This is a genomic window from Methanocalculus taiwanensis (genome assembly GCF_024372745.1).
Classification (GTDB): Archaea; Halobacteriota; Methanomicrobia; order Methanomicrobiales; family Methanocorpusculaceae; genus Methanocalculus; species Methanocalculus taiwanensis.
Genome location: NZ_VOTZ01000015.1, coordinates 18,718 through 43,185 on the forward strand (window position 1 = coordinate 18,718; position 24,468 = coordinate 43,185).

The 24,468-nt window shown below is 49.9% G+C and carries 22 protein-coding genes, 2 tRNA genes and 1 pseudogene; 7 read left to right on the plus strand and 18 right to left on the minus strand.

Annotated elements, in window-relative coordinates; genetic code table 11:
• Nucleotides 1-157 precede the first annotated feature (157 nt).
• Nucleotides 158-388 carry a DUF7557 family protein gene (locus FTO68_RS07660; RefSeq protein WP_255332803.1) on the plus strand — a complete coding sequence of 77 codons (231 nt, stop codon included), beginning with the start codon at nucleotides 158-160 and terminating at the stop codon, nucleotides 386-388.
• Nucleotides 385-564 (plus strand): annotated as a pseudogene (locus FTO68_RS07665) (type II toxin-antitoxin system RelE family toxin); the annotation flags it as partial. The gene FTO68_RS07660 and the pseudogene FTO68_RS07665, both read left to right, overlap by 4 nt.
• Before the next feature lie 96 nt (nucleotides 565-660).
• On the opposite strand, the gene FTO68_RS07670 reads toward FTO68_RS07665, so the two are convergent.
• A tRNA-Thr gene (locus FTO68_RS07670) sits at nucleotides 661-734 on the minus strand.
• A gap of 107 nt (nucleotides 735-841) precedes the next feature.
• Nucleotides 842-1,135 (minus strand): DUF3467 domain-containing protein, encoded by a 294-nt coding sequence (locus FTO68_RS07675; RefSeq protein ID WP_255332804.1) that lies wholly within the window; start codon nucleotides 1,133-1,135, stop codon nucleotides 842-844.
• Between the two features lie 41 nt (nucleotides 1,136-1,176).
• On the opposite strand from FTO68_RS07675, the gene FTO68_RS07680 reads away from it, so the two are divergent.
• Nucleotides 1,177-1,944 (plus strand): recombinase RecB, encoded by a 768-nt coding sequence (locus FTO68_RS07680; RefSeq protein ID WP_255332805.1) that lies wholly within the window; start codon nucleotides 1,177-1,179, stop codon nucleotides 1,942-1,944.
• 78 nt (nucleotides 1,945-2,022) lie between these two features.
• Here FTO68_RS07680 and FTO68_RS07685 read toward each other — a convergent pair whose 3' ends face one another.
• The 14 genes from FTO68_RS07685 to FTO68_RS07750 form a co-directional block, all read right to left on the minus strand.
• The gene (locus FTO68_RS07685) at nucleotides 2,023-2,964 is read right to left on the minus strand and encodes a nucleotidyltransferase domain-containing protein (RefSeq protein WP_255332806.1); all 942 of its coding nucleotides are present in this window, start codon (nucleotides 2,962-2,964) and stop codon (nucleotides 2,023-2,025) included.
• 5 nt (nucleotides 2,965-2,969) lie between these two features.
• A complete protein-coding gene (locus tag FTO68_RS07690) occupies nucleotides 2,970-3,548 on the minus strand; it encodes an L-threonylcarbamoyladenylate synthase (protein WP_255332807.1) in 579 nt (192 codons plus the stop codon).
• A gap of 45 nt (nucleotides 3,549-3,593) precedes the next feature.
• Entirely contained in the window at nucleotides 3,594-4,268 is a 675-nt protein-coding gene (locus FTO68_RS07695; RefSeq protein ID WP_255332808.1) for a DUF5612 domain-containing protein, read from the minus strand.
• 245 nt (nucleotides 4,269-4,513) lie between these two features.
• Entirely contained in the window at nucleotides 4,514-5,293 is a 780-nt protein-coding gene (locus FTO68_RS07700; protein ID WP_255332809.1) for a response regulator, read from the minus strand.
• An 864-nt stretch (nucleotides 5,294-6,157) separates the two neighbouring features.
• Nucleotides 6,158-6,228: transfer RNA gene (locus FTO68_RS07705), tRNA-Gly, on the minus strand.
• A 111-nt stretch (nucleotides 6,229-6,339) separates the two neighbouring features.
• The gene (locus tag FTO68_RS07710; protein WP_255332810.1) at nucleotides 6,340-6,615 is read right to left on the minus strand and encodes an AbrB/MazE/SpoVT family DNA-binding domain-containing protein; all 276 of its coding nucleotides are present in this window, start codon (nucleotides 6,613-6,615) and stop codon (nucleotides 6,340-6,342) included.
• Entirely contained in the window at nucleotides 6,615-7,202 is a 588-nt protein-coding gene (locus FTO68_RS07715) for a class I SAM-dependent methyltransferase (RefSeq protein ID WP_255332811.1), read from the minus strand. Before FTO68_RS07715 ends, FTO68_RS07710 begins: the two co-directional genes overlap by 1 nt.
• Nucleotides 7,203-7,321: 119 nt before the next feature.
• Complete coding sequence (locus FTO68_RS07720) at nucleotides 7,322-7,597, minus strand: type IV pilin domain-containing protein (protein ID WP_255332812.1); 276 nt, start codon at nucleotides 7,595-7,597, stop codon at nucleotides 7,322-7,324.
• Between the two features lie 17 nt (nucleotides 7,598-7,614).
• Nucleotides 7,615-9,075 (minus strand): LamG-like jellyroll fold domain-containing protein, encoded by a 1,461-nt coding sequence (locus FTO68_RS07725; RefSeq protein ID WP_255332813.1) that lies wholly within the window; start codon nucleotides 9,073-9,075, stop codon nucleotides 7,615-7,617.
• A gap of 120 nt (nucleotides 9,076-9,195) precedes the next feature.
• Nucleotides 9,196-10,191 carry a type IV pilin N-terminal domain-containing protein gene (locus tag FTO68_RS07730; protein WP_255332814.1) on the minus strand — a complete coding sequence of 332 codons (996 nt, stop codon included), beginning with the start codon at nucleotides 10,189-10,191 and terminating at the stop codon, nucleotides 9,196-9,198.
• Nucleotides 10,192-10,263: 72 nt separating this feature from the next.
• Nucleotides 10,264-12,138 (minus strand): PKD domain-containing protein, encoded by a 1,875-nt coding sequence (locus tag FTO68_RS07735; protein WP_255332815.1) that lies wholly within the window; start codon nucleotides 12,136-12,138, stop codon nucleotides 10,264-10,266.
• 163 nt (nucleotides 12,139-12,301) lie between these two features.
• On the minus strand, nucleotides 12,302-15,529 hold the full coding sequence (locus tag FTO68_RS07740) for a PKD domain-containing protein (RefSeq protein ID WP_304364227.1): 3,228 nt from the start codon (nucleotides 15,527-15,529) through the stop codon (nucleotides 12,302-12,304).
• 18 nt (nucleotides 15,530-15,547) lie between these two features.
• Complete coding sequence (locus FTO68_RS07745; protein ID WP_255332816.1) at nucleotides 15,548-16,621, minus strand: type IV pilin N-terminal domain-containing protein; 1,074 nt, start codon at nucleotides 16,619-16,621, stop codon at nucleotides 15,548-15,550.
• Nucleotides 16,618-17,601 (minus strand): hypothetical protein, encoded by a 984-nt coding sequence (locus FTO68_RS07750; RefSeq protein WP_255332817.1) that lies wholly within the window; start codon nucleotides 17,599-17,601, stop codon nucleotides 16,618-16,620. The genes FTO68_RS07745 and FTO68_RS07750 overlap by 4 nt, the downstream gene beginning before the upstream one ends.
• A gap of 206 nt (nucleotides 17,602-17,807) precedes the next feature.
• Between FTO68_RS07750 and FTO68_RS07755 the strand changes: the two genes are divergently transcribed.
• Together FTO68_RS07755 and uppS are read left to right on the plus strand one after the other, a co-directional pair.
• Entirely contained in the window at nucleotides 17,808-18,845 is a 1,038-nt protein-coding gene (locus FTO68_RS07755; RefSeq protein WP_368659888.1) for a radical SAM protein, read from the plus strand.
• On the plus strand, nucleotides 18,842-19,621 hold the full coding sequence (gene uppS, locus FTO68_RS07760) for a polyprenyl diphosphate synthase (protein ID WP_255332818.1): 780 nt from the start codon (nucleotides 18,842-18,844) through the stop codon (nucleotides 19,619-19,621). Before FTO68_RS07755 ends, uppS begins: the two co-directional genes overlap by 4 nt.
• Here the strand turns inward: uppS and FTO68_RS07765 are convergent.
• Both FTO68_RS07765 and polX read right to left on the minus strand, forming a co-directional pair.
• Nucleotides 19,595-20,188 (minus strand): undecaprenyl diphosphate synthase family protein, encoded by a 594-nt coding sequence (locus FTO68_RS07765; RefSeq protein ID WP_255332819.1) that lies wholly within the window; start codon nucleotides 20,186-20,188, stop codon nucleotides 19,595-19,597. The two genes, uppS and FTO68_RS07765, sit on opposite strands and share 27 nt — an antisense overlap.
• Entirely contained in the window at nucleotides 20,185-21,876 is a 1,692-nt protein-coding gene (polX, locus tag FTO68_RS07770; protein ID WP_255332820.1) for a DNA polymerase/3'-5' exonuclease PolX, read from the minus strand. The genes FTO68_RS07765 and polX overlap by 4 nt, the downstream gene beginning before the upstream one ends.
• Nucleotides 21,877-21,964: 88 nt before the next feature.
• Here polX and FTO68_RS07775 point away from each other — a divergent pair, with 88 nt between their 5' ends.
• Nucleotides 21,965-22,603, plus strand: coding sequence for a metal-dependent transcriptional regulator (locus FTO68_RS07775; protein ID WP_255332821.1), 639 nt, complete (start codon nucleotides 21,965-21,967; stop codon nucleotides 22,601-22,603).
• Nucleotides 22,600-24,462, plus strand: coding sequence for a ferrous iron transport protein B (gene feoB, locus FTO68_RS07780; protein WP_255332822.1), 1,863 nt, complete (start codon nucleotides 22,600-22,602; stop codon nucleotides 24,460-24,462). Before FTO68_RS07775 ends, feoB begins: the two co-directional genes overlap by 4 nt.
• Nucleotides 24,463-24,468: the final 6 nt, after the last annotated feature.

The following is a 24,468-nucleotide window of genomic DNA, read 5'->3' on the forward strand; positions in this document are numbered from 1 at the left end:
TTTGATGTCAACGTAACTGATTAAGGAGAGGGTGTGAGGTGGACACCTTGTAAGTGGCTATCAAAACGATCACCCTCTCTGGCTGATGGTCTCAGGTGGATCATTTTTTGATGAGCGAATACGAAATCTTGGATCCTATACTTTCTTATAGGTTGCTATGGCAACAACGATTCAACTTCAGCCAGAGACAAAATCCCGTCTCGAAGCCCTAAAAATACATCCCCGGGAGAGTTATGATGAGACGCTCAACCGCCTTCTGGATATGGCATATGACCCAGAGCCCCTCTCTGAAGAGACTTTGCAACAGATAGAGGCAGGGATTGCAGATATTCGGGCCGGTCGCTTGCGCTCACTTGAAGATATTGCTTGGGAACTGGGTCTGGAATGATCTGGCGAGTCGTCTTCACTCCGAAAGCGGAACGTGACTTGAAACGTTTTCCAATATCAGAGGAACAGCAGATAAAAGACGAATTAACTGCTCTTGCAGAAGCGCTTTATCCTTGCATAAACATAAAAAAACTGAAGGGACAGGAGAGTATTCCGATTTACTCTCATCGGATAGAGCGGTATCGGATTATACTCACAATTGAGGATGATGTAATGGTCATCTTTGAGATTGGAGATCCAAGCAAAAATATCGATTTAACAACCTTAAAAGAGAGCCGCCGGAGGGAGTTGAACCCTCGACCTGCTGATTACGAATCAGCCGCTATGCCGGGCTAAGCCACGGCGGCACTGCGACCATTCTATTGGCTGTGAAAAGGTTAAAAGGTTCTGCTCTTTTGAGCATCGCGGTATCATTTCTGGTTTCAATCTCGTGCAACTATCTTTTTGACATCGCTTACGAGTATCCACGCATCGTCACCGAATCACCAGCCTGCTGCTCTTTTGGGGGCTCGATGGTGCCGAACTTGGATTCAAACTCAGCAACACTCTGCTGGAGCACCGCCAGGAACTTCTTTGCATGCTTTGGGCTGATGGTTACGATGGACTTTGCTTTTGCCTGGTTGATGTTTGGGATCTGGTGGAGAAAGAGAAAGGTGAATTCGTCATCCCGGAAGGCAATCTGGATCATATTGCTGTAGACAGGATCAAGATCCTGCGGCACATTTACGGTTATTTCTTTGGAAGCCATGCAAATCTATTAGCAGAGTAAAAAGAAAAGGTTTCTTACGCATGTCTGCGCCAGAAAGAGTTCCAGAGCACACAAACGAGGGAGATACACACAATACTGCAGGACAACGGTATATTCCAATATCAACACTCGTCCGCACCTCGGTCTGTCCGGTCCGTGTATATCTTGAGCGGTATGAGGTGATCATGGAGCCGCCGGAATATACCGTTGCAAAACAGGTCGGATACCATCTCAATGGTTTGTCTGATGCCGACACAGAGACGATCTGGGAGGAGATCCGACTCGTCCGTCCGGATATCGACGATTCAATGAAAGAGTACCTCAAAGGGTGCATCGCCGCCTGCCGGGGGCTTGCCTGGGAGGAGCCTGTCGCAGCCGATGTTTCCTGTACGAACAGTAAGTACGGCATATCAGGGAGGATCGACTGGATCTTCAGCAGCAAACCCCTAATTGGCATACTGAGGGCAACCCGGGCCCCGACCTATGGGGTCTGGAAGCAGGATCGGATCCGGGCGGCCGCATACCTGCTTGCAGCCGAAGAGATGGCGGAGCTGAATTCCGTGTGGCGCAGCCCTCCGTCTGAAGTCCGGATCGCCTATATTCCATCCGGAGTCGTCCGCACGGTCGCCCCCACCGCCTCGGACAGGCGGAGCCTCCTTGCCGCCCTCAGGAAAGCAGAGGCGATCTATTGCGGCAAAACCCCTCAGCCCCCTCCGGATGCACCCTGCGACCGCTGCCCGAAAAGAGAATCCTGCACCCGGGGCGCCCGCGAGCCGCAGACGCTCTTTGACCGGTTCTTCAGGAAGTGAATTCAGGAGAGGGTACATTGAAAAAGTGGGTGGAAACAGATATGCAGAGATGGAAGAGAGATCTGCTGAAAAAGCCGCTCAACGATTCAGCAGCGTTCTTGAGAGGATATACTCGCCTCGTGCCTCGCGAGTGGTGCCTATAATCAGCCATTTTTCATCCCCGTGATCTTCTATAACACCTGCTGCCTCGATCATCTCTCCTGCGAGGGCCTGACCGGCATAGGTATGGGTGAAGGAGAGGACATAGCTGATCTCCTCGTGGTCGATTGCATAGACAGACGGGTTGTCAAATGCAAGGGAGGCATCGGTCACGGTAGCTTCAATCACATCCCGGCCGGTTGGAACTCCTTTTTTGATCGGAACGGCGTTCTGTTCTGTATATCCACGTGAAAAGAGGAGATCGAAGTAGGTGCCTTCATATTCGCCCCGGTTGTATTTCCGGGCTTCATGGGCGATGAAGTCATCAAAACTGATCTCAGGAACACGCTTCCTGTAGACCTTCCTCCACATCTCTTCACTCATCTCCGGGATCAATCCTTTCGAAACTGCATCGGCAAGCTGCCGCTGTGCTGAGAACCAGTGCTCTCCATAGATGACGAGATCGATATCGGATGCCTCGTTCTCAAGCCCGCAGAGGAGTGAGCCGGTGCAGCCGAAACTCTTCTCAGGGAGATTGAAGAGGCTCGCGAGATTCCGGACACGGGAATCCCGCCTGATGATCTCCTGTATCTTCTCTTCAGGCTTCAGAACTGTTGCTATCTGATCCAGTGGGATCCGGTGGACAGTATCATTCCATTCGGGATGGTGCTCACGAATCCAGGCGAATGCCTCGTCAAACTCGATCTTCCTGTACCGCTGTCCGTTTCCACAGGCTCGCTCGCCGTCAGGATCGGGGAGGTATCTCAGGACGCAGCCCGCCCGCTCGTCATTGTCATAGACGGAGACCGCGTATATGCCGCCATCCTGGTCAATTAAAAAATCACGAAGCCGGATCGGCTTCCTGTCCTGTCCTCTTTCCATTCTGCTCAGTCCATGTCGATGAGGAACCTGACGACCTCATCCAGCTGTGAGCCCGGTCTGATGATCTCCTTTTTTTGAAGATCCACAACGGTGCTTGGGGTTCCCGGCAGCTCCCCCCCATCGACGAAGAGCTCATGCCTGACATTCACCTCATTCCGTGTCCTCGGTGAGATGTCGCCTGAAAGATTTGCGCTGGTTGCTGTGATCGGGGCATCAAGCTCTCTTATGATCGAAAGTGCAATCTTATGATCCGGCCAGCGGATACCAATCATCCCGGTGCCGCCGGTCAGCTCTGCCGGGACACAGCTCTTTGCCTTTAGGATAACCGTCACGGGGCCTGGGAGGAACCGGTTAATGAATGCTTCTGCGGCAGGATCAAGATAGGCGACACAGGCGAGCATCTCGATATCAGATACCGCAATTGAGATTGGTTTTCCTCTGAGACGGTTCTTTGCTTCATAGACACGCTCGATTGCAATATCAGAGAAGGCATCGCCGCCAAGGCCATACACCGTCTCGGTCGGGTAGACAATTAAACCGTCATGCCGGAGGATGGACACTGCCTGTTGTATTATATCATCCATTTCTTTCATGCTATCAGCTATACTGTTAAGAACTACTCTCTCTGTTCAGAACTCACGGCCTTTTACCTTGTTAATGTCAAACACTGCCTTTTCAGAAACGTGCATCACGGCAAAGACTCCTGCCTGGATTGGGTCCGTGACGACGAGATCTGCATGCTTTGTGACGCTCCCTGCCATCTTCAGTGCAATCACCGGTATTCCTTCTGCTTTCACGTTCTCGACGGCACGGCTGATCTTTCCACCCATGATCGATCCGGCAAGTACCAGGATAGAGGCACGGGGCAGCCGTGTCACCGCATCAACTGCGAGTGCCAGCGTATCTTCCCCGACAAGCGGGATGGTATCGACCGAGATCCGCTCGCCACGGATATTATGGCGATCCGCCTCATTGACGGCACCCATTGCTACCTGTGCAACCTGTGCACCGCCGCCGATGATGATCACCCGCTGGCCGAAAATCTTCGAAAACGTCTCATGGGTCTCGACCTCAACGATTTGGGGAAGGGCAGTCAAAGCAGCAACGATTGACCCGAAGTTGTCATCGACCTCGATCTCGAGATCGACCCAGGCAAGCCCCGCCTCAGGTCCGCGTTTTATTATCTCCTGCTGGATTGTCAGGATATTTCCATTCTGTTCGGCAAGAGTTGTTGCAATATCGCGGAGAACGCCTTTTTTATTCTCAGTTATCAGGCTGATTGCATAGCTTTGAGAAGAGTCCATGTACCTTAATAAATTGGGGATGAGTGCGAGATCCCAATCCCTATGATATTCACGAGCAATTCCCTGTACTTCATCGTACACAATTCTCTTAATCTGTTTACACTATTACTCGCAGAAGGAACAAAATGGTATCGGAATGATACCAAAAGATGCTGCTATGATTTCGATCAGGAGGCAGGATAACTAAAAATTCAGGTTTATGTAAATATCCATTGTTATCACGAAAACAGATGATCCAAACTGCATTATTGATTCAGGGCACGTGTTTTAACGAAGTTCTCCTCTAATTTGATCATATAACCAATTATCGTGTTATGTGTATCTTTTCGAGGGCGTGCATTCAGCTCCAGTACCTTTCTCTTACCTGACTTAACTGTTTTAATTACAATATCAAGCGGCCGACCGATCGCAGCTACTTCACGGATTGTTTCGAGGAGCGATGGATTTTGATATCCAATGGCTGATTTATGATCGTACTCAATGACTTTCTGAATATTCATAAAAAATGCTCTCTTGTAGGGAATCCCCGTCAGGTGTTCAGAATAAGGATTGTAATAGATAATTCGTCCTGAAGTGTCAAGAAACATGATACTCAGATCCAGATTGACAAGATCATGTAATTCAGTTGAAGTCATGTTGTTTGGCTTGTATGAATCATGTGCATTCAGGGAAAATTCAATTGCATTAAAGAGATCCTTGTCATTGAAAGGCTTTACAATAAAGCCAAGTGGCATCGCCTGTTTTGCATTTTCGACCACTTTGCTTCCTGAGTGGGCAGTGCAGAATACTATTGGTTTTGAGAAGAAATGGTAGAGATATTTCCCCGCAATGATACCATTTGCCCTCCCTTCAAGCCCGATGTCCATTATGATTAGATCCGGATTTTCCTCAATAGCCATAATAAAGGCGGCATCTGCAGAAGTGGCATTTCCCAAAACAGTATATCCAAGTTTGTGAAGTCTGAGACTCAGGATCTTCGCGATTACGGGATCATCCTCAACAGTGAGTATTGTTTTTGCAGCCATCCTGTATCAGAACCACATTTCTCACTAAGTCGCCTTCATATCATCCTCTTGTTTTATCTGGAAAACGGTGCGGAATATTGAATGAAATGTGTTTATTTATGGTGAAATAATCATACTCATTTCAATAATGGGTTTTCCTGCATATCCGTTTATTGATGTATTGTTTTATTTAACATTGACTATAACGTTGATAAACGATAAAGTTTTCGAATATAAAATTTTCAGTCTTTTATTCAAGGTAATAGCAGCTGATTCTTGCTATTTGACTGAATGAATATTTCATATTTCACCATGGTCTTTGGTGAAATTATCCACTAATCGGAATTTTCCTGTTATAGCCAGGAGAAATACTGAACCAAAACAGAATGATTGAGGGATCGTAATTATAATGGAGAGAATTGGCTGCCCGGAATAATGAATTAGTGATGATCGATTTCCTGCACTTATCCATTGTGGAATCAGAAGTAATGACCCGGGGCGGGCTTTATGGCACGCGGAATCTTTGCCCTCATCATCGGCATCCTATGTTTCAAAAATCCCGATTGCGATTGAGGTGTTATTTGCCTATTTTATTGGAATCTACCTCCTTATCATGGGCATCCTGAGCCTGATCACCGGCCTTTTGTGGCGGAAAGTTGAAGTGATTGTATAGGTCTTAGAAATCACCAAATCACAGAATGGTCTGATCGTCTGGAAGCCCAAACGCCCCTGAGAAGGATCAGATCCTGCCCTGGGGGGGATTTTGGTAAGGAAATATAGGAAGGGAATCTGAAGGGAAATGAACTCCCCTTCCAAAATTGTACGTAATATTCTCACGATGGATATGATATTTGGAATTTAAAAACAGTGATGTGAGAAAAGTGATGCGATAACCGGGATTCGAACCCGGGCTAGAGGCTTGGGAAGCCCCTGTCCTACCACTAGACTATTATCGCGCTTCCTCATTTTATCTGTCTGATCACTTATAGAAGTTATCGTTTGTCTGCCAAAAAGTACTCCCGTATAGAGAGAGAAAAGAGGGGTTATTTCTTTTAGTTGGTTTGTTTTCACTCTTCCTGTGGCTCTTCCGGGGGTTCTTCCGGCGGCTTTTCAAATATCTGAAGCATCGAGAGCGCGATCTTTCTGAATTTATCAGCTTTAACGATCGCAATTCCACGATCCTCATCCCCGAGCACCATCAGTGTGTCCCCGGGTTTGATGTCAAATATGTCCCGCGCCTCTTTTGGAATTACGATCTGGCCACGATCACCCACCTTTACCGTACCAAAGATATGCTTCTTCTCATCTGCGTGGGAATGATTACAGTGGTGACGATGAAACATCAGCTCCTCTCCTTTCGTTTCTCTCTATTTTTCGGGCTGCATCTCAGGAGATCTTTCTCCTCGGAGATAATCTCAAAGAGTCCTGAGCCGGAGATGAGTTGCCTCGTCCTGTCACGGGGCTGGTGGCCATCGTCGATAATCAGTATGCCATCTGATTTTGTGATCCGCAGCAGCTCTTTAAGAAAGGCAGCGGTATCCGGAACCATATGGAACATATCCAGGGCATAGACGAGATCTGCTGATCCTGTTGCCAGACCAGAGTTGTATCCTTCTGCCAGAACGGGAATGATTGTTTTCTGTCTGGTCTTTGTGATCAATTGTGAGACGGATTCAATTGCACGCTCATGGATATCGACTGCATACACAATGCCATCCGGACCGGCGAGCCCGGCTGCACTCTCTAGATAACCTCCAGGACCGCACCCGTAATCAACAACCGTCATACCAGGCCTGATGCCAAAACGGGATACTTTCTTCTCAGGCGGATTGATTCTGTCCCTGATACGGAAGATGAATGCCATTGCAGAGAATGCCACATTCGGTATCCGATAGACGGAATCCTGGGATTTATGGCTATTGCCGGTCATCTCTCCATCACCTTGGCATGATGGAGTACAGGGCTCAATACATCCCGGTTTGGGATCTGAAGTGTCCGGTTCGTTTTCATGTAATTCATACTTTTCATACTAATATGAAGTTTCATACTTTATACCCTTTGTGGTGACAGACTGTAGCGGTTCTGGAAGACAGCGTCGCCACCCCGGTTGTTGATGGCGATATATTCGGTTCCATTGATCTCACCGACGCCCGCCTCGGCTGGGATGAATGCTGACTTCTCAAGCCTTCCGGGAATCCCGTTGATGAAGGCGTACACGATGATCGCAATGAGTGCGGCGAGGAGCACGAGTAGTATGACGCTGATTGTGGGGCTGACTGCGTCATCTAAGTTGATTGGTATCCTCGTCTTGTTCAAATCGTTCATCTCATAGTTTTTGATAATCAGGCAGGAAAGGCACTATTAAGCTCCTGAATCTCTGCAGAGGTGAGCGTTTCCTGGAATATCATGACATCATTCAAAAGACCGCGGTAATAGAATGGATAATAACGACCATTCCAGAACATCTGTTGCTTTCCAACGAAGAGGGTTTCGCTGTTTGGTTTGAGGCTTCCTATCATTGGTCTTGTGTCAAAGAGAGCCCCATTTCGATAAAATGCAACAGTAGTGCCATCGGCAACAGTGGCAATTGATTGCCATGTATTTTGTACAATCAGATCGCTTGCACTCGTTGCACTTCTGCTGTCCCCAAATGTATCATGGTACTCAAAGAGTATCCTTCCTCCGGAAGAAATGATCCATTCATAATTATCGGGTTGGTCATTTGCGCCTTTGCCAATAATAAAGTAGTAATTTCCTACATGAGAAGGATTCGTCCAGAGGAAGATGGTGCCTCCTGGTGAGAGATCAAGTACCGGGCTATGGGGAACTCTGATATAAGTACGGGCATCGAAGCTCAATGCCAGTCCTCTTTTCCCTGGAACCCATGTCCCGGTTATCACATTATCATGAGTGCCTGACCCATAAGGGGGGTTTGGACTTGGGTTTGGATCGCGGAGGATCGTTCCGTGGTTTCCGTGTCCGGAGACATCTTCAGCATTCCCATCAAGGAGCCACCATCCGATTGGTCTGGGAATTACCCTGATTTCTTTTGTTATTATCTCTGCGTGAGCATTGTTGCTTGCATTCAGAGTGATTGTATATACTCCGCGATTGAATGTGTGTGTCGGATCTTGGGCCGAACTCATGCTCCCATCTCCAAAATCCCATGACCAACTGGTTGCATTGGTTGTATTTGCTGTTAAGTGGACAGGCCATCCGGTGAAATATACAGTGGTTGAGAGGGGGTTTGCCTGGGTTGCATTGAAATCAGCTCTGATAGGTGGATCGTCCGGCCCAGGCTCTTCGCCAGAGATCGTAAGAATTGATCCAAATATCCGCACCTCGGCTTGTGTATCGATGATCACAAGTTCAAGAGGCCCTGCAGGAAAGCCGGTGCCCGCCCCGGCAGCCGTTTTGTCTTTGGTGATCTTATGCCCCTCCTGTGTATTGATGAGATACAGGATCTCTCCAGGAGTCCATGTGACAGGAGCATCCGCTCCCGCGAGAACCGGCCCGCCCCCGGCTGCCGTTGCCCTGATATCGATTGGGATGCCACGGGCGGCGCCTGATCCGTTCAGGAAGACATCGTCGCCGCCGCGGTGCTGAATAGTGACATATTCCGTTCCATTGATCTCAACAACACCCGCCTCAGCTGCGATGAATGCCGACTTCTCAAGCCCGCCGGGGATGCCATACATGAAGGCATAGATGATGATCGCGATGAGTGCGGCGAGGAGGACGAGCAGCATGACGCTAATTGCGGGGCTGACTGCGTCCTGATCACTTCTCTTTACTCTCTCCACCTCCAGACAATTCTTTCTGAAAACCTATTATAGGTTTTATTCGGGTATGCATCACAACCTGCGCTTCATACCTAATGCATTGTATATCCCGATAATGCTAATCATCAAATTATGACCATATTATGGAGCCAGTACCACATTCTGGAGCCGGTTCTGGTTGAGCTGTAGTTGTATCTGTAACCTGATCTCTCTTGTCCCATCTGTTGACTCGATGATGATTGGCGAAACAGTTGCAGTGCCGACACCGGCAAAATTCCGGTTTGTATATGTCAGGGTTGCGATCCCATTACTGTCGATATTTGGGCTCCAGACAGCATCTGCTGAAATGACGACTGCCTGATCAACAAGGGCATTTCCCGCCCGCTCACGAAGTGAGACGGCACCGGGCTGATTCCCATCATATGGGGTGCCATCCGGGTTATTGACCTGGAAGGATATTGATGTCTGGGTAAAGCCAACAAGCTCAATTGCCCCAGGTACTGGTGCAGGTGTCGGAGTAGGCGTTGGTGTAGGGGTAGCTGTTGGGGTTGGGGTAGTAGTGGGCGTTGGCGTTGGCTCTGGAGTTGGTGTGGCAGTAGGTTCCGGTGTTGGTGTAGGTGCTGGTGTTGGAACAGGTCCATGCAACATGCTCTGAACAGTCATCTGCTCCATAAATACCAGCAGCTGGGATGTAATGTCAACTGCGGTGATCGATCGCTCGCCTGTGGCGCAGCCGATACCAGAGCTGATCGCAACACTCCTGTCCTTTGTGAGGCGGGGACCCTCAGCAGTGTTGAACATGAAGATGCTCTCGCCCGGCCTCCAGTTCATGGGGGCAAGCGGAACCGCCCGGACTGTCTGCGCCTGCACGGTGACGAATAGATCAAGCACTTTCCCCTGTTCTGCTCCGGTTGTGTTCAGGGAAATGGTATCCCCGCCCTTATGCCGGAGTTCGATGTAGGGGGTGCCATCAGGATCATGGAGTTCGCTCTCAATGGCGATGTACGGCGGCTGGACGATTGTGGGGGTGAGCCCGAAGACTGAGCCATAAATTACGATCGCAAAGACTGAGACGAGGGCGATCATCAGGAGTACGCCGATTACAGGGGAGACGGCATCGTTATGTTTGGATTTCATATCTGTTCCTTCTGTGTTCTATTCTGTATTGTCCTTTTAAAATTGGGTTCAGCGGGTTCAAATACCTCTTAATCAGAACGGATAATCATTTGGATCTCCGATATAATGGTCAAGGTTTTTGAAGGTAACCTGTGTTCCACCACTCTCAACAAAGAATCCATCTCGTGCAATGACCAGTCCTTCAAATGAATTGCCGACGAATGTCACTTTACCTTTTGGGGCGAAGAGAACACCTGTAACACTCCCTCCTAAGCGTTTGAGCGTAATGTCTCCATCACCTGCGATGATGATGACGTTTTGTGCATTCATGCTACCCGTTGGTTCAAATGAGTAACTGTCAGCAAATACCTTCATATTACTCGTCAAAGTTCCCCCGGATACATACCCGCGTGCTGCGTACCAGTCAACAGATTTCACAGGCGGGATTTCCTGACCCGGCATGTCAAAACCGGGGACAGTTGGCTGGTGGATGCACTTATCCAGAATATCTGTACTCATTGTTGGAGGATGTGTGAAACTGCCTGTATAGTATATCCGTGCATCATCTGCAAGCCAGGGTGTCCAATCAAGAGTCAGGTCGCCATCAACATACACATTCCCATGGATGCGGGCATCTTTAAGATCAAAGTTGCCATTCACATAGACATCGCCATAGATATTTCGACCCCCGTTTCCGAAACGCAGGTTCCCATTAACATAGATATCTCCGGGATTGGTAGCGGATCCAAGACCGGCACTCCCTGATAACAGATTGACATTACCATCGATATAGATGGTTGTGACATTGATTGTTGCTCCGAGATTGGTTTCATCTGTACTCATCCCACCAGTGACAACCACGGTTGCATCAGGACCATTAACATTACCTCCCTGGAAATTCAGGACATTTCCGTATACAAAGACTCCTTCTTCTATGACGTAATCGACAAACCCCTTTGCGTGTATGAAGTTGCTCTTTGTTATTGAATTATTTCCAGCTACATTTGTCGCCATTAGCGTGACATTATAATAGCCAGCTGTGGTGTAGGTATGGGTTGGATGTTGTTCAACTGATGTTGTTCCGTCTCCAAAGTTCCAATCCCATGCATCAGGGTCGCCGGCGGAGGTATCGGTAAACTGCACGGTTAATGGTATCACTCCTTCGGTGGTGTTTGCAACAAAGTCAGCTACAGGCAGTGGATCAATCGGGCTTATAACGATGATGTAATGCTCTTTTGTTACAATGCCACTCCCATTCGGGTTGGATGCCGTCAGGGTTACGGTAAATGAGCCGATACTACCGTATGTATGTATCGGGTTTTCTATGGCGGATATATTCCCGTCACCAAAGTTCCAGCTCCATATCGTCGGCAGCCCGGTTGACTGATCAAAGAACTGAACGGTGAGTGGAGGATATCCCGATGTCGTGTTCGCAGAGAAATTTGCTGCCGGCACCTCGGATGGATCCGGTTTCCATCCTCCACCGGCTATTGTTTTTCCAAACACCAGAACCTCAGCATCCGTATCAATGATCACAAGATCGATTGTTTGTCCACCAAAACCCAGGGATGTTTCGGCCAATATTCTATTGGTTGTAATCATCGGGCCTGTGGGTGTAGTATAGATATATAGCGTCTGTCCTGGACCCCAGATAATTGGATCATCTGGTTGCGAGCGTATCTGTTTTCCTCCAGAAAGAGAAAGTGTAACATCGACCTGTGGGCTTCGTTCCGCACCAGACCCATTTAAAGCGACTGTATCTCCGCTTTTGTGATATAGTGAGATAAATTCTGATTCATTTATTGTTTCGATCTTTGCCTCAGCTGCAATAAAGGCTGATTTTTTTAGTTCACCGGGAATTCCATATATCAGGGAATAGACAATTACACCAAGTGCTACCACCATAAATATTATCAGTATAGCACTGACAACCGGACTAACTGCCTTATCCCCTAATGCAGATTTCATAGCTCTTTCCTTGTCGGCTTTTATATTGAATGGGTGATAGGTGATGTATAGATAATTTGGTGAGTTTAATAATATTTTCATTCAATCATTAAAGTATGATGTATGCTTGATTTGACTCTCTATAAGAAATAATTCTCTTTATATATTATTGGTGTCCTCCTCCTCAGAATGGATAATCATTTGGATCTCCGATATATTGGTCAATATTCCTGAAGGTAACCTGTGTCCCGCCACTCGTCACATAGAACCCGTCTCGGGCGATGACGACACCTTCGAGGAATGCTCCTCCAAATGTCACTCTGCCGTTTGGTGCAAAGAAGACGCCGGTCACGCCACTTCCACCTATTCCAGTGATTGTTATATCACCCGTACGAGCGATGATGATCACATTTGTTGCTGTGGGTCGCCAGCTTGTGGATGAGTAACTGTCAGCAAATACCTTCATATTGCTTGTCAAAGCTCCGCCGGAGACGTACCCGCGTGCTGCATACCAGTCAGCTGGTTTTGCAGGCGGGATTTCCTGATCCGGCATATCGAACCCGGGGACAGTTGCCTGGGGGATGCATTTTGCAAGAATGTCGGCAGGATAACTTGCCGGATGAATAATTGTCCCGGTATAGTATATCCGTGCATCATCTGCAAGCCATGGCGTCCATCCTAATTCAAGATCTCCATCAACATAGACGTTATTATGGATGCGTGCATCCTTTAATCTGAAATTACCTGCGACATAGACGTCGCCATAGATGTTTCTTGATCCAGTCCATAAATCCAGATTTCCGTTGATATAGATATTACCTGGGTGACTCTGAGATCCAAGGCCTGCAGATCCACCGCTCAGGGTGACATCTCCATCTATGTAGATGGTGGTCACATCAATAGAGGCTCCCAGGTTTGTACTTGCCGTATCCAGATCTCCTGTTATCACAATCGTAGCTCCTGGTCCTGTTACACCACTTCCACTGAAACTGAGCACATTCCCATACACAAAGACATTCTCGTCGATGACGAAGTCAACAAACGACTTTCCTTCGACCGTTATATAATCAATCTTCGTCCCGGTCACGTTTGCATCTAAATTATTCACATCCTTCTTCGTAACTGTCAGGCTGACAGTATAGTTCCCCTGAGCCAGATAGGTATGTGTGGGGTTCTGGAGTGTCGATGTGCCTCCATCCCCAAAGTCCCAAGCCCACGCAGTCGGTGAATGCGAGGTTAGATCGTTAAACTGCACCGCAAGCGGGGCAGTGCCACTGGTAACATTGGCAGTTATGTTGACCACTGGCGGGCATCCGGCATTGTATTTATCCAGGATCTCCTGTGGGGTGAATGCCCGTTCATGTGTCTGGAGGCAGAGGATGTTGCCGTCAAACTTTCGCAGCTGTGCTGATGGTGGTGGACTGGGCCAGTTTATACCGGCAGGACCGCCGACCTGATATAAACCGGGTGAGGGAATGAGACCCACGGCAGAAGCCGTCCCACTTCTCTCCTCAATGCCGTTAACATAGATCCGGATCCGCTGGTTCTCAGGATCATGGACGCCCACCACATAGTACCATACTCCCTCAACAGGGGATGTGGTAGAGAGGAGAGTACGTCGTGTAGTATCCCTGAATGCAATCTCAAAGTTCACATTATTCTGATTATGCTGAAGATGGTAGCGGCTGTTGGAATCTGCGTTCCCATCGACGACGATCGTTGCCCATCGCTGATCATTATTATCCGGGGTTGGATTCCTGTTCCACCTGACCCATGATTCAACCGTGAACCCTATTCCAGAGCTGGTGACCGTGATATAACCGGTCTTCGTCTCAACCCCTGATCCCTCATCTCCGGATGTGGACAGAATGACCGTATAATTGCCCGGACTGTTGTAGGTATAGGTTGGATTCTGGTGTGTTGAAGTACCGCCATCGCCAAACGTCCATGACCATGATCGATTCCCTGATAATCCTGTTGTGAGATCGTTGAAGCTGACGAGGAGTGGCGCATCTCCACTTAATGGAGTGGCAGCAAAATCAATCTGGTATTCCAACGGATCGGTGCAGAAGCTTTCGATAACCTGCTCTGTCATGTTTGGAGACTCCCAACGCAGCTGAAGGCAGGCAGCCCCTGTTCTCTCAAACATCTTTAACCGTACCGGATGATATCCTGCTGCTAAGTACGTTGTCCCAGTTACTGTCAGCGGAGCATGTAATCCCCAGTTATCAATAAATGGCGGATCACTCTCCCCGATACTCCCTAGCCAGAGGCGTGAGCCATCATCTGAGCGGAGCGAGATTGTGTATGTATCTGCCGTTTCTACAACCAGATAACCCTCGTAGATGATGCTGAAGTCATCCTGTTTCCCAAGTGTTGCCTGTGGCCAGCTCACTTCATCGGTCGGCTCTCCATATTGGCTGACTGCCTGGGCATCGGCAAACCGGATGCGCTGGTCGATCCGGATGACCGGGATCCCGGTAAAGTCTTCTCTCGGATAGTAGAATCCGCGAATACCCGGGAAGCAGGGCTGTTGCCCGAAGTTCGCCACAAGGGTTACATCTTCTGCAGGCATCGTGAAAGTGAATGCTGAGGTATTGGCTATCTCCACGCCATTTCGTGTCCAGTTGATGAACTGGTGGCTTGCATTGGGCTGTGCAGATATGAGAACTTCTTCTCCCGCCTCATATAGGCCTGAGCCATTGACTGTTCCACCCATTAACGGATCGGCAACAAGTGTGAGAGTATATCTAACTGTTGGATCTATCTCGAAGTTCGCCACCAGCGCCACACTTTCTTCAGACATCATATAAGTGAAACCTGGTGATGCACTGACCAATACGCCGTTTCGTGTCCAGTTGCTGAAGGTCCACCCCGGATTAGCAAGAGCATTGACCGGCACTCCTGTTCCAGCTTCATAAAATCCTGCTCCTGTCAGCGTCCCCGCTCCAGCGGATGAGGCAGTCAGAGTAAGTTGGTAGGTATCCGGCCACGGCCCTGGTGGTACCCCGATATCCCCGATTGTGAAGAGGAGTGCCTGGATATCAGGTGCGGTATGGACGATCTGCACACTTACATCCTCTCTGAACATTCCGGGAAGGACAAGCCAGTCCCCGGCACCATATTCCACCCAGCTCTCACCGTCAAGAGTAAAATTTGCGGTCCGATCAACGCCATTCACAAAGATCCTGGTTTTCTCCCGGAAGAGTGTATCACCTCCCCGGTTGATCAGAACCAGTGCACCTGAATCATTATGGATATCCACCCGGAGCGCCGGCACCTCCGCTGGCGGCCCCTGGGAGAGAAGGGTCACCGCGACGATCCCGATGACGAGGACGATTAAAGCAGAGAGGATCAGCGTGCCGACTAGTTCTGAGGCGGCAAGAGTTTTTGGATCTTTTATGGGCTGCATTGTATCATCCTTCGTTGATTAAGGGTAAATTATCGTTGTACCTTGTTTGATCTGATCTACCTTTCCAATAAATCGAATAGGCTTTCCCTGTTCAGAGGGAAAGTTCAGGATCAATAATGTTGGCTCAGCAGGTCTGATATTAATCAATTCATAATTATTATTATTTACCTGATCTACCAATGTTTGGTTTTCAACAATCAATCTGGTCTGTACCCCACCACCAGATCCAACTGATTTAAACTCAAGTGTAGATTGAAAGTTATTAAATGACGTGATCCAGCTATCCACCAAATTTCCTGAGTATAGCACGTTATTTACATAGATATTTGTTACATCTCCAGAGAATGACCATCCTTTATTGCCAACTGAGAATATATCTGCAGTTCCGCTGTTGCTATCTACATACCGTATCGATAATAAATCTCCCAGGTTCAGATTCATTTTCCCTGTTGTACTTCGAATAATGTATGAATCAGTACTATTAATTGTAAGATTAACCCAGCCCCTCACATATGTCTGTCCCGTTGGACCACGTGTCAGGCGCGTAAAATAAACCGCATCGTTATCGAGTTTTTCAGAGAAATATTCCACATAATTATCCTCCAGATATTCTTCGGCATACTCATCCAGCTCCTCCTGGGTACACTGGCCCCCCGGCCCTGGAGTCGGCGCAGGCCCTGGTGTGATTGGCACACCGCCTCCCGTCACCTGCCCGATACTGATTTCACGGATAAGATTCTGCTGCCCGCCGCGTAGCGAGACGATCTGAATGCGTTGTGGCGTTGTAGTTATCGGTACTTCGAGGACTTCACCAATCTCCCACGGCCATCCCCCGGATGGCGCCGGGATCGGATCAACTGGATTTCCATCAAGAAGAAGGGCAAATTCCCCGGGAACCATCGAATCTCCACCATCATGATAAATAAAAAGCGTGGTTGTTGTATTGCCGGCAATTACATTCAGATCCTGTGTCTGCACGGGCGGTGGCTGAGAGAGGAACCCTACGCCAATAATGATGACTGCAAGTATGACCAGTGATATGAGGAGGATCGATCCAATAACCTCTGAAACTGCCGAATTCTGCTGCATCATGTAGCTCCTGTTGCAATTGACTGCACCGAGATAGTGTAATATATATATCTGTACTGTATTTTTTCAGGGCCACCCTGGAGGTCGATTCTGACCACGTCTGTGGGATTGCGATAAATATTACATGCACCTGATGAAACTCCAGACTGGAATCGCAACTCCTTCAGGGCATTCTCCCACCCCCGTGCAACACTTTCGTCCTCGAGGTAGATGGTAATATTTGAATAAGGTGTAGCTGGTGCAGGTATCAGGGAATAGCTCTCTGTCCGGTTCGTCATCTTTGTATCGACACGAACAGGACCCTGACCGGAAAGTCCAATCTGACCGGCTCCTGCCAGCTCTAAAAGGGCAATAAATGTGCCTGATGTCTCAAAATTTATCAACGGAGAAACACGTGCCACCGTGCCGGATGGCTGTTTGAGGAAGACGCCCCCCATCTGGTAATAGTATGACTGAGGGATCCAGTAATGATTTGTTGCATCATACTCAAGTCTGCCCATCTGGAAATCTATATCGGGATTCGGATTGCCATCCTTTCTTATCTCAATTCTCTCCACACCACCGGATGCGGCTTGCTGATTTGCCACTGCAACTGCCCCGGTAGATCCGATCGGGCTCATCACCGGCAGGAACAATCCCCCTGCCTGTGTTGCACCACCCTGTGATCCAAGTGTGAGCGAATTCGAGAAGGTTACACCGGTAAGTGATTTATAGGGGTCATTTGGTTCATGATTCACCCACAACGAATCCGCTGTGATCTTATACTGCGTGAACCAGTTCCGGACATAGTTCATATGCTCGATCTCCTGCTGGCGCCCCTCCGCAGGAACCACATAGACCATCCAGAGGGAGAGGAAGATCATGAGAATGGCAATAATCAGGATGAACCCGATCACTTCAGACAGGGCATCATCTGATTGTGTACGATCTGATCGTGCAGCATCAGATCCTTTCGTCCGTGACCGGTTCAATCGCCTCGGCATGATGATGAATAGCATCGTTACAATTAAAAAGCTACTCCTCCGGAAACCTCTATGAATCCCCCGCAATCACCCTTTCGCAACTCCGCCGCAGCTGCGCCGCATACAGTTTTACTCTCCCATAACCAATAGAGAAGCAGAGATCCAAATGACACTTCCCACTCACATCTCAACACAGATACAAAACACAACCCCGGCGAGGCGACCCTATGGACTATGATGAACTGGTATCCGGCCTCATGGAGCGGGCCGAAAACCTTCGGCCGGACAACTTAAGCGACGGCTGCATCCTCTGCTACCAGGGCGCAAAGCTCGTCCTCTTCGTCACCGGCCTCTGTGACCGCACCTGCTGGTACTGCCCGCTATCGGTCGAGCGGAAGGATCTCGATGTCGTCTTCGCAAATGAAAAGCCCGTTCATTCCGATGCCGACCTCATCGCCGAGGCAGAGGCGATGGATGCCCTTGGAACAGGCGTCACCGGCGGCGAGCCCCTCCTCGTCATTGACCGGACGGCTCGCTACTGCAAGCTGTTAAAAGATCACTTCGGCAGCAAACACCAGATCCATCTCTACACCGGCCGGGCCCCGACAGTGGCAGATTTAGCCGCACTTCAAGGGCTCGTTGACGAGATCCGGATGCATCCGCCGTATGAAGTATGGGATCACATTATGGAGACAGAATATCCGCAATCCGCACGGCGTGCAAAAGAGATGGGCTTTGACATCGGGATCGAGGTGCCCTCCCTCCCCGGGATCGGGAACCTCAGGCCGATGCTTCCGCTCCTCGACTTCTTCAACATCAACGAACTCGAGTGGGGCGAGACCTGTGCAGACGAGATGCGGAGGCGCGGCATGGAACCGGCAGAAGGGCTCTATAACGCAATTAAAGGGGCAAAGCAATGGGCTGAAGAGATCACCGATGATCCGAAGGTGCATTTCTGTTCTTCAGGCTTCAAGGATGCAGTCCAGCTGCGGGAGCGGCTGATCAGAATTGCCACCATGACTGCCCGTAACTTCGATGAGATCACCGATGACGGCACCATCGTCTATGGCAGGATCAGATCCACTACCGATCTCAGTGATCTCCTCGTCACATTCGAAGAAGGGAGCTTTGAGATCCAGCCGGATGGCAGCGTCGAGTGCGAATGGTGGCTCCTTGATGATCTGAAAGGAAAACCTGGCCTTGAACTTGAGATCATCGAACGGTACCCAAATAACGGCATGATCGTGGAGGTAGAACCGCTATGACACTCAGGTCTCTCCTTGAACCCCTGTATATCCAGATCCTCAGATCGACCATCACCCATATCCCGACCCATATCGCCATCATCCAGGATGGCAACCGGCGGTATGCAAAAGAGATGGGGCAGAAGACGGGGTTCGGGCACCGGCAGGGTGCCAACACCACCGAGACGATGCTCGAATGGGCGCGGGAGTTTGGGATCAAGCACATTACCCTCTATGCCTTCTCGACTGAAAACTTCCGGCGGAGCGATGAAGAGCTTAAAGAACTCTTCGATCTCTTCAAAGATCGGTTCCTTAAAGTCTTAACAGACGAGCGGGTACACAGAAACAAGATCCGTGTCAGGATGGTAGGCGACAAGACCCTTCTTCCTGAAGATGTCCTTACCTGTGTTGAAGAAGCAGAAGAAGCAACAAAACAGTACAGCAACCACTACCTCAATGTCGCCATCGCCTACGGGGGGAGGAACGAGATCGTCCATGCCGCCCGCCGCCTCATCGCCAGAGTTAAAGCCGGCACCCTCAGGCCCGACGAAATCACCCCGGCTATGGTCGAGGAGAACCTCTACGGCGGCCTTGGCCTCCCGCCGGTTGACCTGATTATTCGAACCGGGAACGAATATCGGACCTCGAACTTCCTTCCATGGCTCGCAAACGGGAACGAATCCTCAGTGTACTTCTGCGCACCATACTGGCCGCAGTTCCGGAAAATTGATCTGCTGAGGGCGATCCGGGTCTATGATCAGAGAAGGAGATCAGGCCCCAAACCGTCGTGCCCGTGACTGGAAGTCCCGAATCGCACGGAGCAGATCGGTCTTTCTGAAGAACTCCCAGTTTACATCAAGGAAGAAGAGCTCGGAATAGACCGATTGCCAGATGAGAAAATCAGTGAGGTAACTCCCCCCGGTCTTGATGATCAGATCGGGTGCTGACCTGAAGGTAAGATGCGACTCAATCATCTCTTCTGTAAGATCACAAGCATCAACTCCCTCTTCAGCAATCTTTTGAATGCTCTCTGTGATCTCCTCCCGGCCGCTTCTTCCAACAACGATCAGCACAGAAAGCCCTTTCCCTGTCTTAACAATTTCATCCCCCAGATGCAGCTCGAGATGGGCATGCCGGGAGACCTCTTTCAATTCGTCAATAAACGGGCTCACGCAGGAGAGATCATCGGTATCAATATGGAATGTCAGCATCCCGATCCCCGGCACATCCTCTGCCCACCGTACGACATCGTTGATCCTCTCAGGTGCGGAACGGAGATCAGAGATCGTGAGCATAAAACAGATCTCGCGGGGAGGGTTTGAGATCTCCCGCAAAAGCAGGTATTCATAGAGCTTGTGTATCATCGGAAGAAATCCAGCAGTTTAGATAGTGAATAGGTATTCAGAATATCGCGGGCTCCGCACCAGCCACGCCGGGCTGTCGTTACGCCATATCTCATCGCGGCAAAATCTCCCGGCCCATGGGAGTCGGTCCCGATTGCAATCTTCACTCCTAGTTCTTTTGCCGTCTTCAAATAAATATCATCAAGGTCGAGCCGGTATGGTGAAGCATTCAGTTCAACTGCCACCCCTGCCTCTCGTGCTGCCTCAAGAATCCGTGGAATATCAATTGCAGACGGCTCCCTTCTGCCGATCAGCCGCCCGGTCGGGTGGCCGATGATATCGACATGCTCGTTTTCTATTGCTGTTATCACCCTTCTTGTGATCTGATCGCCTTCCTGGTGAAGCGAGGAATGAACCGAGGCGATGACGAGATCGAGATCGGCGAGTACAGAATCAGGCAGCCCGAGACTCCCGTCGGTCATGATATCCACCTCGATACCGGCGATTGTCTGACATTCATGGTTTCGGTTTGCGATCTCGATCTCATGTGCCTGTTCGAAAAGCCCCTCAGGTGTGAGGCCCCGTGCAACCCCGAGTGAGGCGGAATGGTCAGAACAGAGGATATAGTCATATCCAAGCGCATCTGCGGTTGCCGCCAGCTCATCAACCGAGAGCGATCCATCTGATCCGGTTGTGTGGGCATGGAGATCCCCCTTGATATCTGATAGCTCAACCAGCTGTGGCAGCGTTCCGGCTTCTGCGGCAGCAACCTCGCCACGATCCTCCCGGAGCTCAGGGGGAATAAAATGGAGGCCAAGAAGCGAAAAGACCTCATCCTCGGTTGCGCATCGGGTTATCTCGCCGTTCTGTTTATTCAGGAGTCCGTATTCATTCAGCTGCATCCCGCGTGAGATTGCCCGTTCACGGAGCTTGATATTGAACTCCTTTGATCCGGTGAGGTACAGAAGCGTCGCCCCAAACTCATTGTTATCTGCAAACCGGATATCGATCCTCTTCCCGCGATAGAAGAATGAGGTCTTCTTCATCCCCTCGTCGATCATCTCAGTTGCAATCTCCCTGATCCTTGGATTGACCGATTGCGCAGGCTCGGTCGTCACAATATCGATATCACCGACCGTGCTCCTTCCCCGCCTGAGTGACCCTGCATACGAAAAAGTCCCCGGAACAAGTGTGGCGGCAACCTCCCCGGCAATCTCCTCTGCCTCCGAGATGAGCATCCTGCCGGATCTGTTCTTATAGATCCTGACTGCCCTGAGTATCTCCTCCTCCTTCTTCTCACCAAACCCCCGCAGCCCCCGGATCCGCCGTCCCCGGGCTGCTGCTTCGAGCTCTGCAAGCGACGTGATATTCAGGTGGCTCCAGAGCTTCTGCACCGTCTTTGGCCCGACACCATCCAGCTCAAGCAGCTCCGGCAGGTCAGCCGGTACCTTCTCCATCAGTGATTCAAGCTCTGAGCAGGTCCCGGTCTCGGCGATTGCCAGAATGGCCTCGGATGTCCCCTTCCCGATGCCATCCAGTTCCATCAGTTCAGAGCGGCTCATCCCCGCAACCACATACGGACTCCGCCGCACAGCCTCTGCTGCGCGCTGATATGCACGGATTTTGAATGGATTTTCACCGAGTACAAGAAGAAGATCGGCTATCCTGAGAAGCACCCCTGCAACCTCTGCGTTCACCCCGCTTCCCATAATCGGGTAATTGTATCCGGCTCCTTATAGATGCACGCATTTTATCCATATGGCATAGTATATCATTTGTCACTCAGATACTCTGTATATGCAGACCTCTCTTGAGGAAGATATTCTTGAAGATATTCTGGCGATTCAGAAGGATGGCGATACACCTACGCTGGAGAAGATCGCTTCCCGCCTCTCTCTTCCTGTAGAAACGATCTTACCTGCACTTGAGCGATGCAGGGATTCAGGTCTTATCTCATCCAACTCTCCCTCACTGTGGACGCTCACAAAAGAAGGAAGGAAAACTGCTGAGGTGATCGCACGAAGGCATGCCGTCCTCGCATGTTTCCTCACTGAAAAACTCGGGCTTGAAGCAGAGGCTGCGTCCCGGGAGGCATGCCTCCTTGAACACGATATTTCAGAGGAGACAATCGATGCCCTTGATTCATTCATGCAATCCCCGGACAGGCAGTGCCGGGGGCATGGCAGGCGCCATTGCGCCCACTATTCTGAATCTGCCCCTTTGATCAACTTTTCGGAAGGTGAAACCCTGATCGTCACCTTCGTCCGCTGCCCGGGCCGCCACCGTAGGCTGATTGATCTCGGTGTCATCGAAGGCGAACCGATCATTATCAGGAGAAAGCTCCATAATGAAGCAGTCGTCATCTCGGTGAAAGGATGCGATATTGCACTCTCCCCGGAGATAGCATCCGAGATCAATGCCCGGAGAAGAATATGACCGGACGCCTATCCTGCGCGCTCATCGGAAACCCGAGTGTGGGAAAATCACTCATCTTTAATCACTTAACAGGGCTTGGTGTCGAAGTCAGCAATTACCCCGGAACCACTGTCGATCTGATGCGTGGAAATGTCTGTTTCCAGCGTGAGATAATTGAGCTTGTCGATCTCCCCGGCATCTACTCCCTTGAAGGGGAATCCGAAGAGGAGACGCTTGTCAGAGGAATTCTGAATCGGAAGGAGGTGGATATCCTCATCGCCGTTTTGGATGCCACTCACCTTGAACGGAACCTCTATCTCCTCCTCCAGGTTGCAGAATATAAAATCCCGATGGTCGTCGTCCTGAATATGGTCGATGAGGCTGAGAAGTTCGGGATAGAGATCAATTACGATCTCCTCTCTGAGAGGATTGGATCACCTGTTATCCCGACGGTTGCCTCTGAGGGAAAGAACATGGAGGCGATCATCGATGCAGCACGGGCAAACCCCGCAATTCCATCCATATCTGTTCCCTACGATCATCATGTCGAGGCAGCAGCGCGGAGCCTTTCCAAGATTTATGGTATCGAGAGAAGCTCCTCTCTTCAGGCCCTCGTACGGCCGGAGGGATCTGATGATCTGGCTGATTCAGCACAGGGGCTTGGATCTGAGATCGAAAAACGTCATAATATGACGCCGCACCAGATCATTGCAACCAACCGGCACAACTTCTCCCGTGCGCTTGCAGAGGAGGTAACCGAGCTGCACTCCCGTCCTCCGAGATTTGATCTTGATACCATTCTGACGCGGAGCTTTCCTGGTATCCCTATCCTGATAGCCATTATCATCGGTATCCTTCTCCTCGTCTTCACCGCAGGCGCTTTTTTTGAGGAGCTGATCGTCACACTCATCGACACCTATGCAATCGAGCCCTTCCTCGCCCTTGATCTCCCCGGACTTGCATCGGCTGTTGGCCTCTCTCTCATCATTGCTATTCAGGCAGGCATGGGGATTGCGTTTCCCTATGTCTTCATCTTTTACCTGGTCATCTCAATCATCGAGGACTCCGGGTATCTCACCCGTGCAGCATTCCTCGCAGATCGCTCGATGCATCGGTTCGGGATGCATGGGCAGGGGATCATCCCGATGGTCCTTGGGTTTGGATGCAGTGTCCCGGCACTGATGAGCGTCCGCCTCCTCGCCACAAGGAGAGAGCGGATCATCGCCTCGATCCTCGTGACGATGATCCCCTGTTCTGCCAGAACTGTTGTCATATCAGGGATCGTCGCCTCTTTCATCGGCCTTGCCGCTGCATTCTCCGTCTATGCAATCGTCTTCCTCCTCGTTTTTGCAACCGGGATAGTACTCTCAAAAGTGACGCCCGGCCAGCAGTTCGGGATGATCCTCGAGATGTCGGCACTCCGGGTTCCCCGACCCGATATGGTTGTAAAGAAGGCATGGATGCGGCTATCGGAGTTTCTATTCATTGCGATGCCGCTCCTCCTCATATCCAGTGTCTTCCTTGGGATCTTTGAATATATCGGACTTGTCTCAGCATTCCAGGATATTATCACCCCCTATTCAGAGAGTGTTCTCGGACTTCCGGGATTTGCCGCTACTGCTCTTCTCTTCGGAATCCTCAGAAAAGAGATGGCATTTGAGACGCTGGCCGTTCTTGCGGGGACTGCCGATCTTGGATCTGTCCTCTCAAATCTTCAGCTATATATATTCGCTGTCGTCTGTGTCCTCTTTATCCCCTGTATATCGACAATTGCTGTATTAATACGGGAGATAGGGAAAAAATGGGCGATACTGGTGTCGTTGTACACAGTCGCCCTCGGTATCATTGTGGGGGCATTGTTAAAAATAGGAATGACATAACACGTA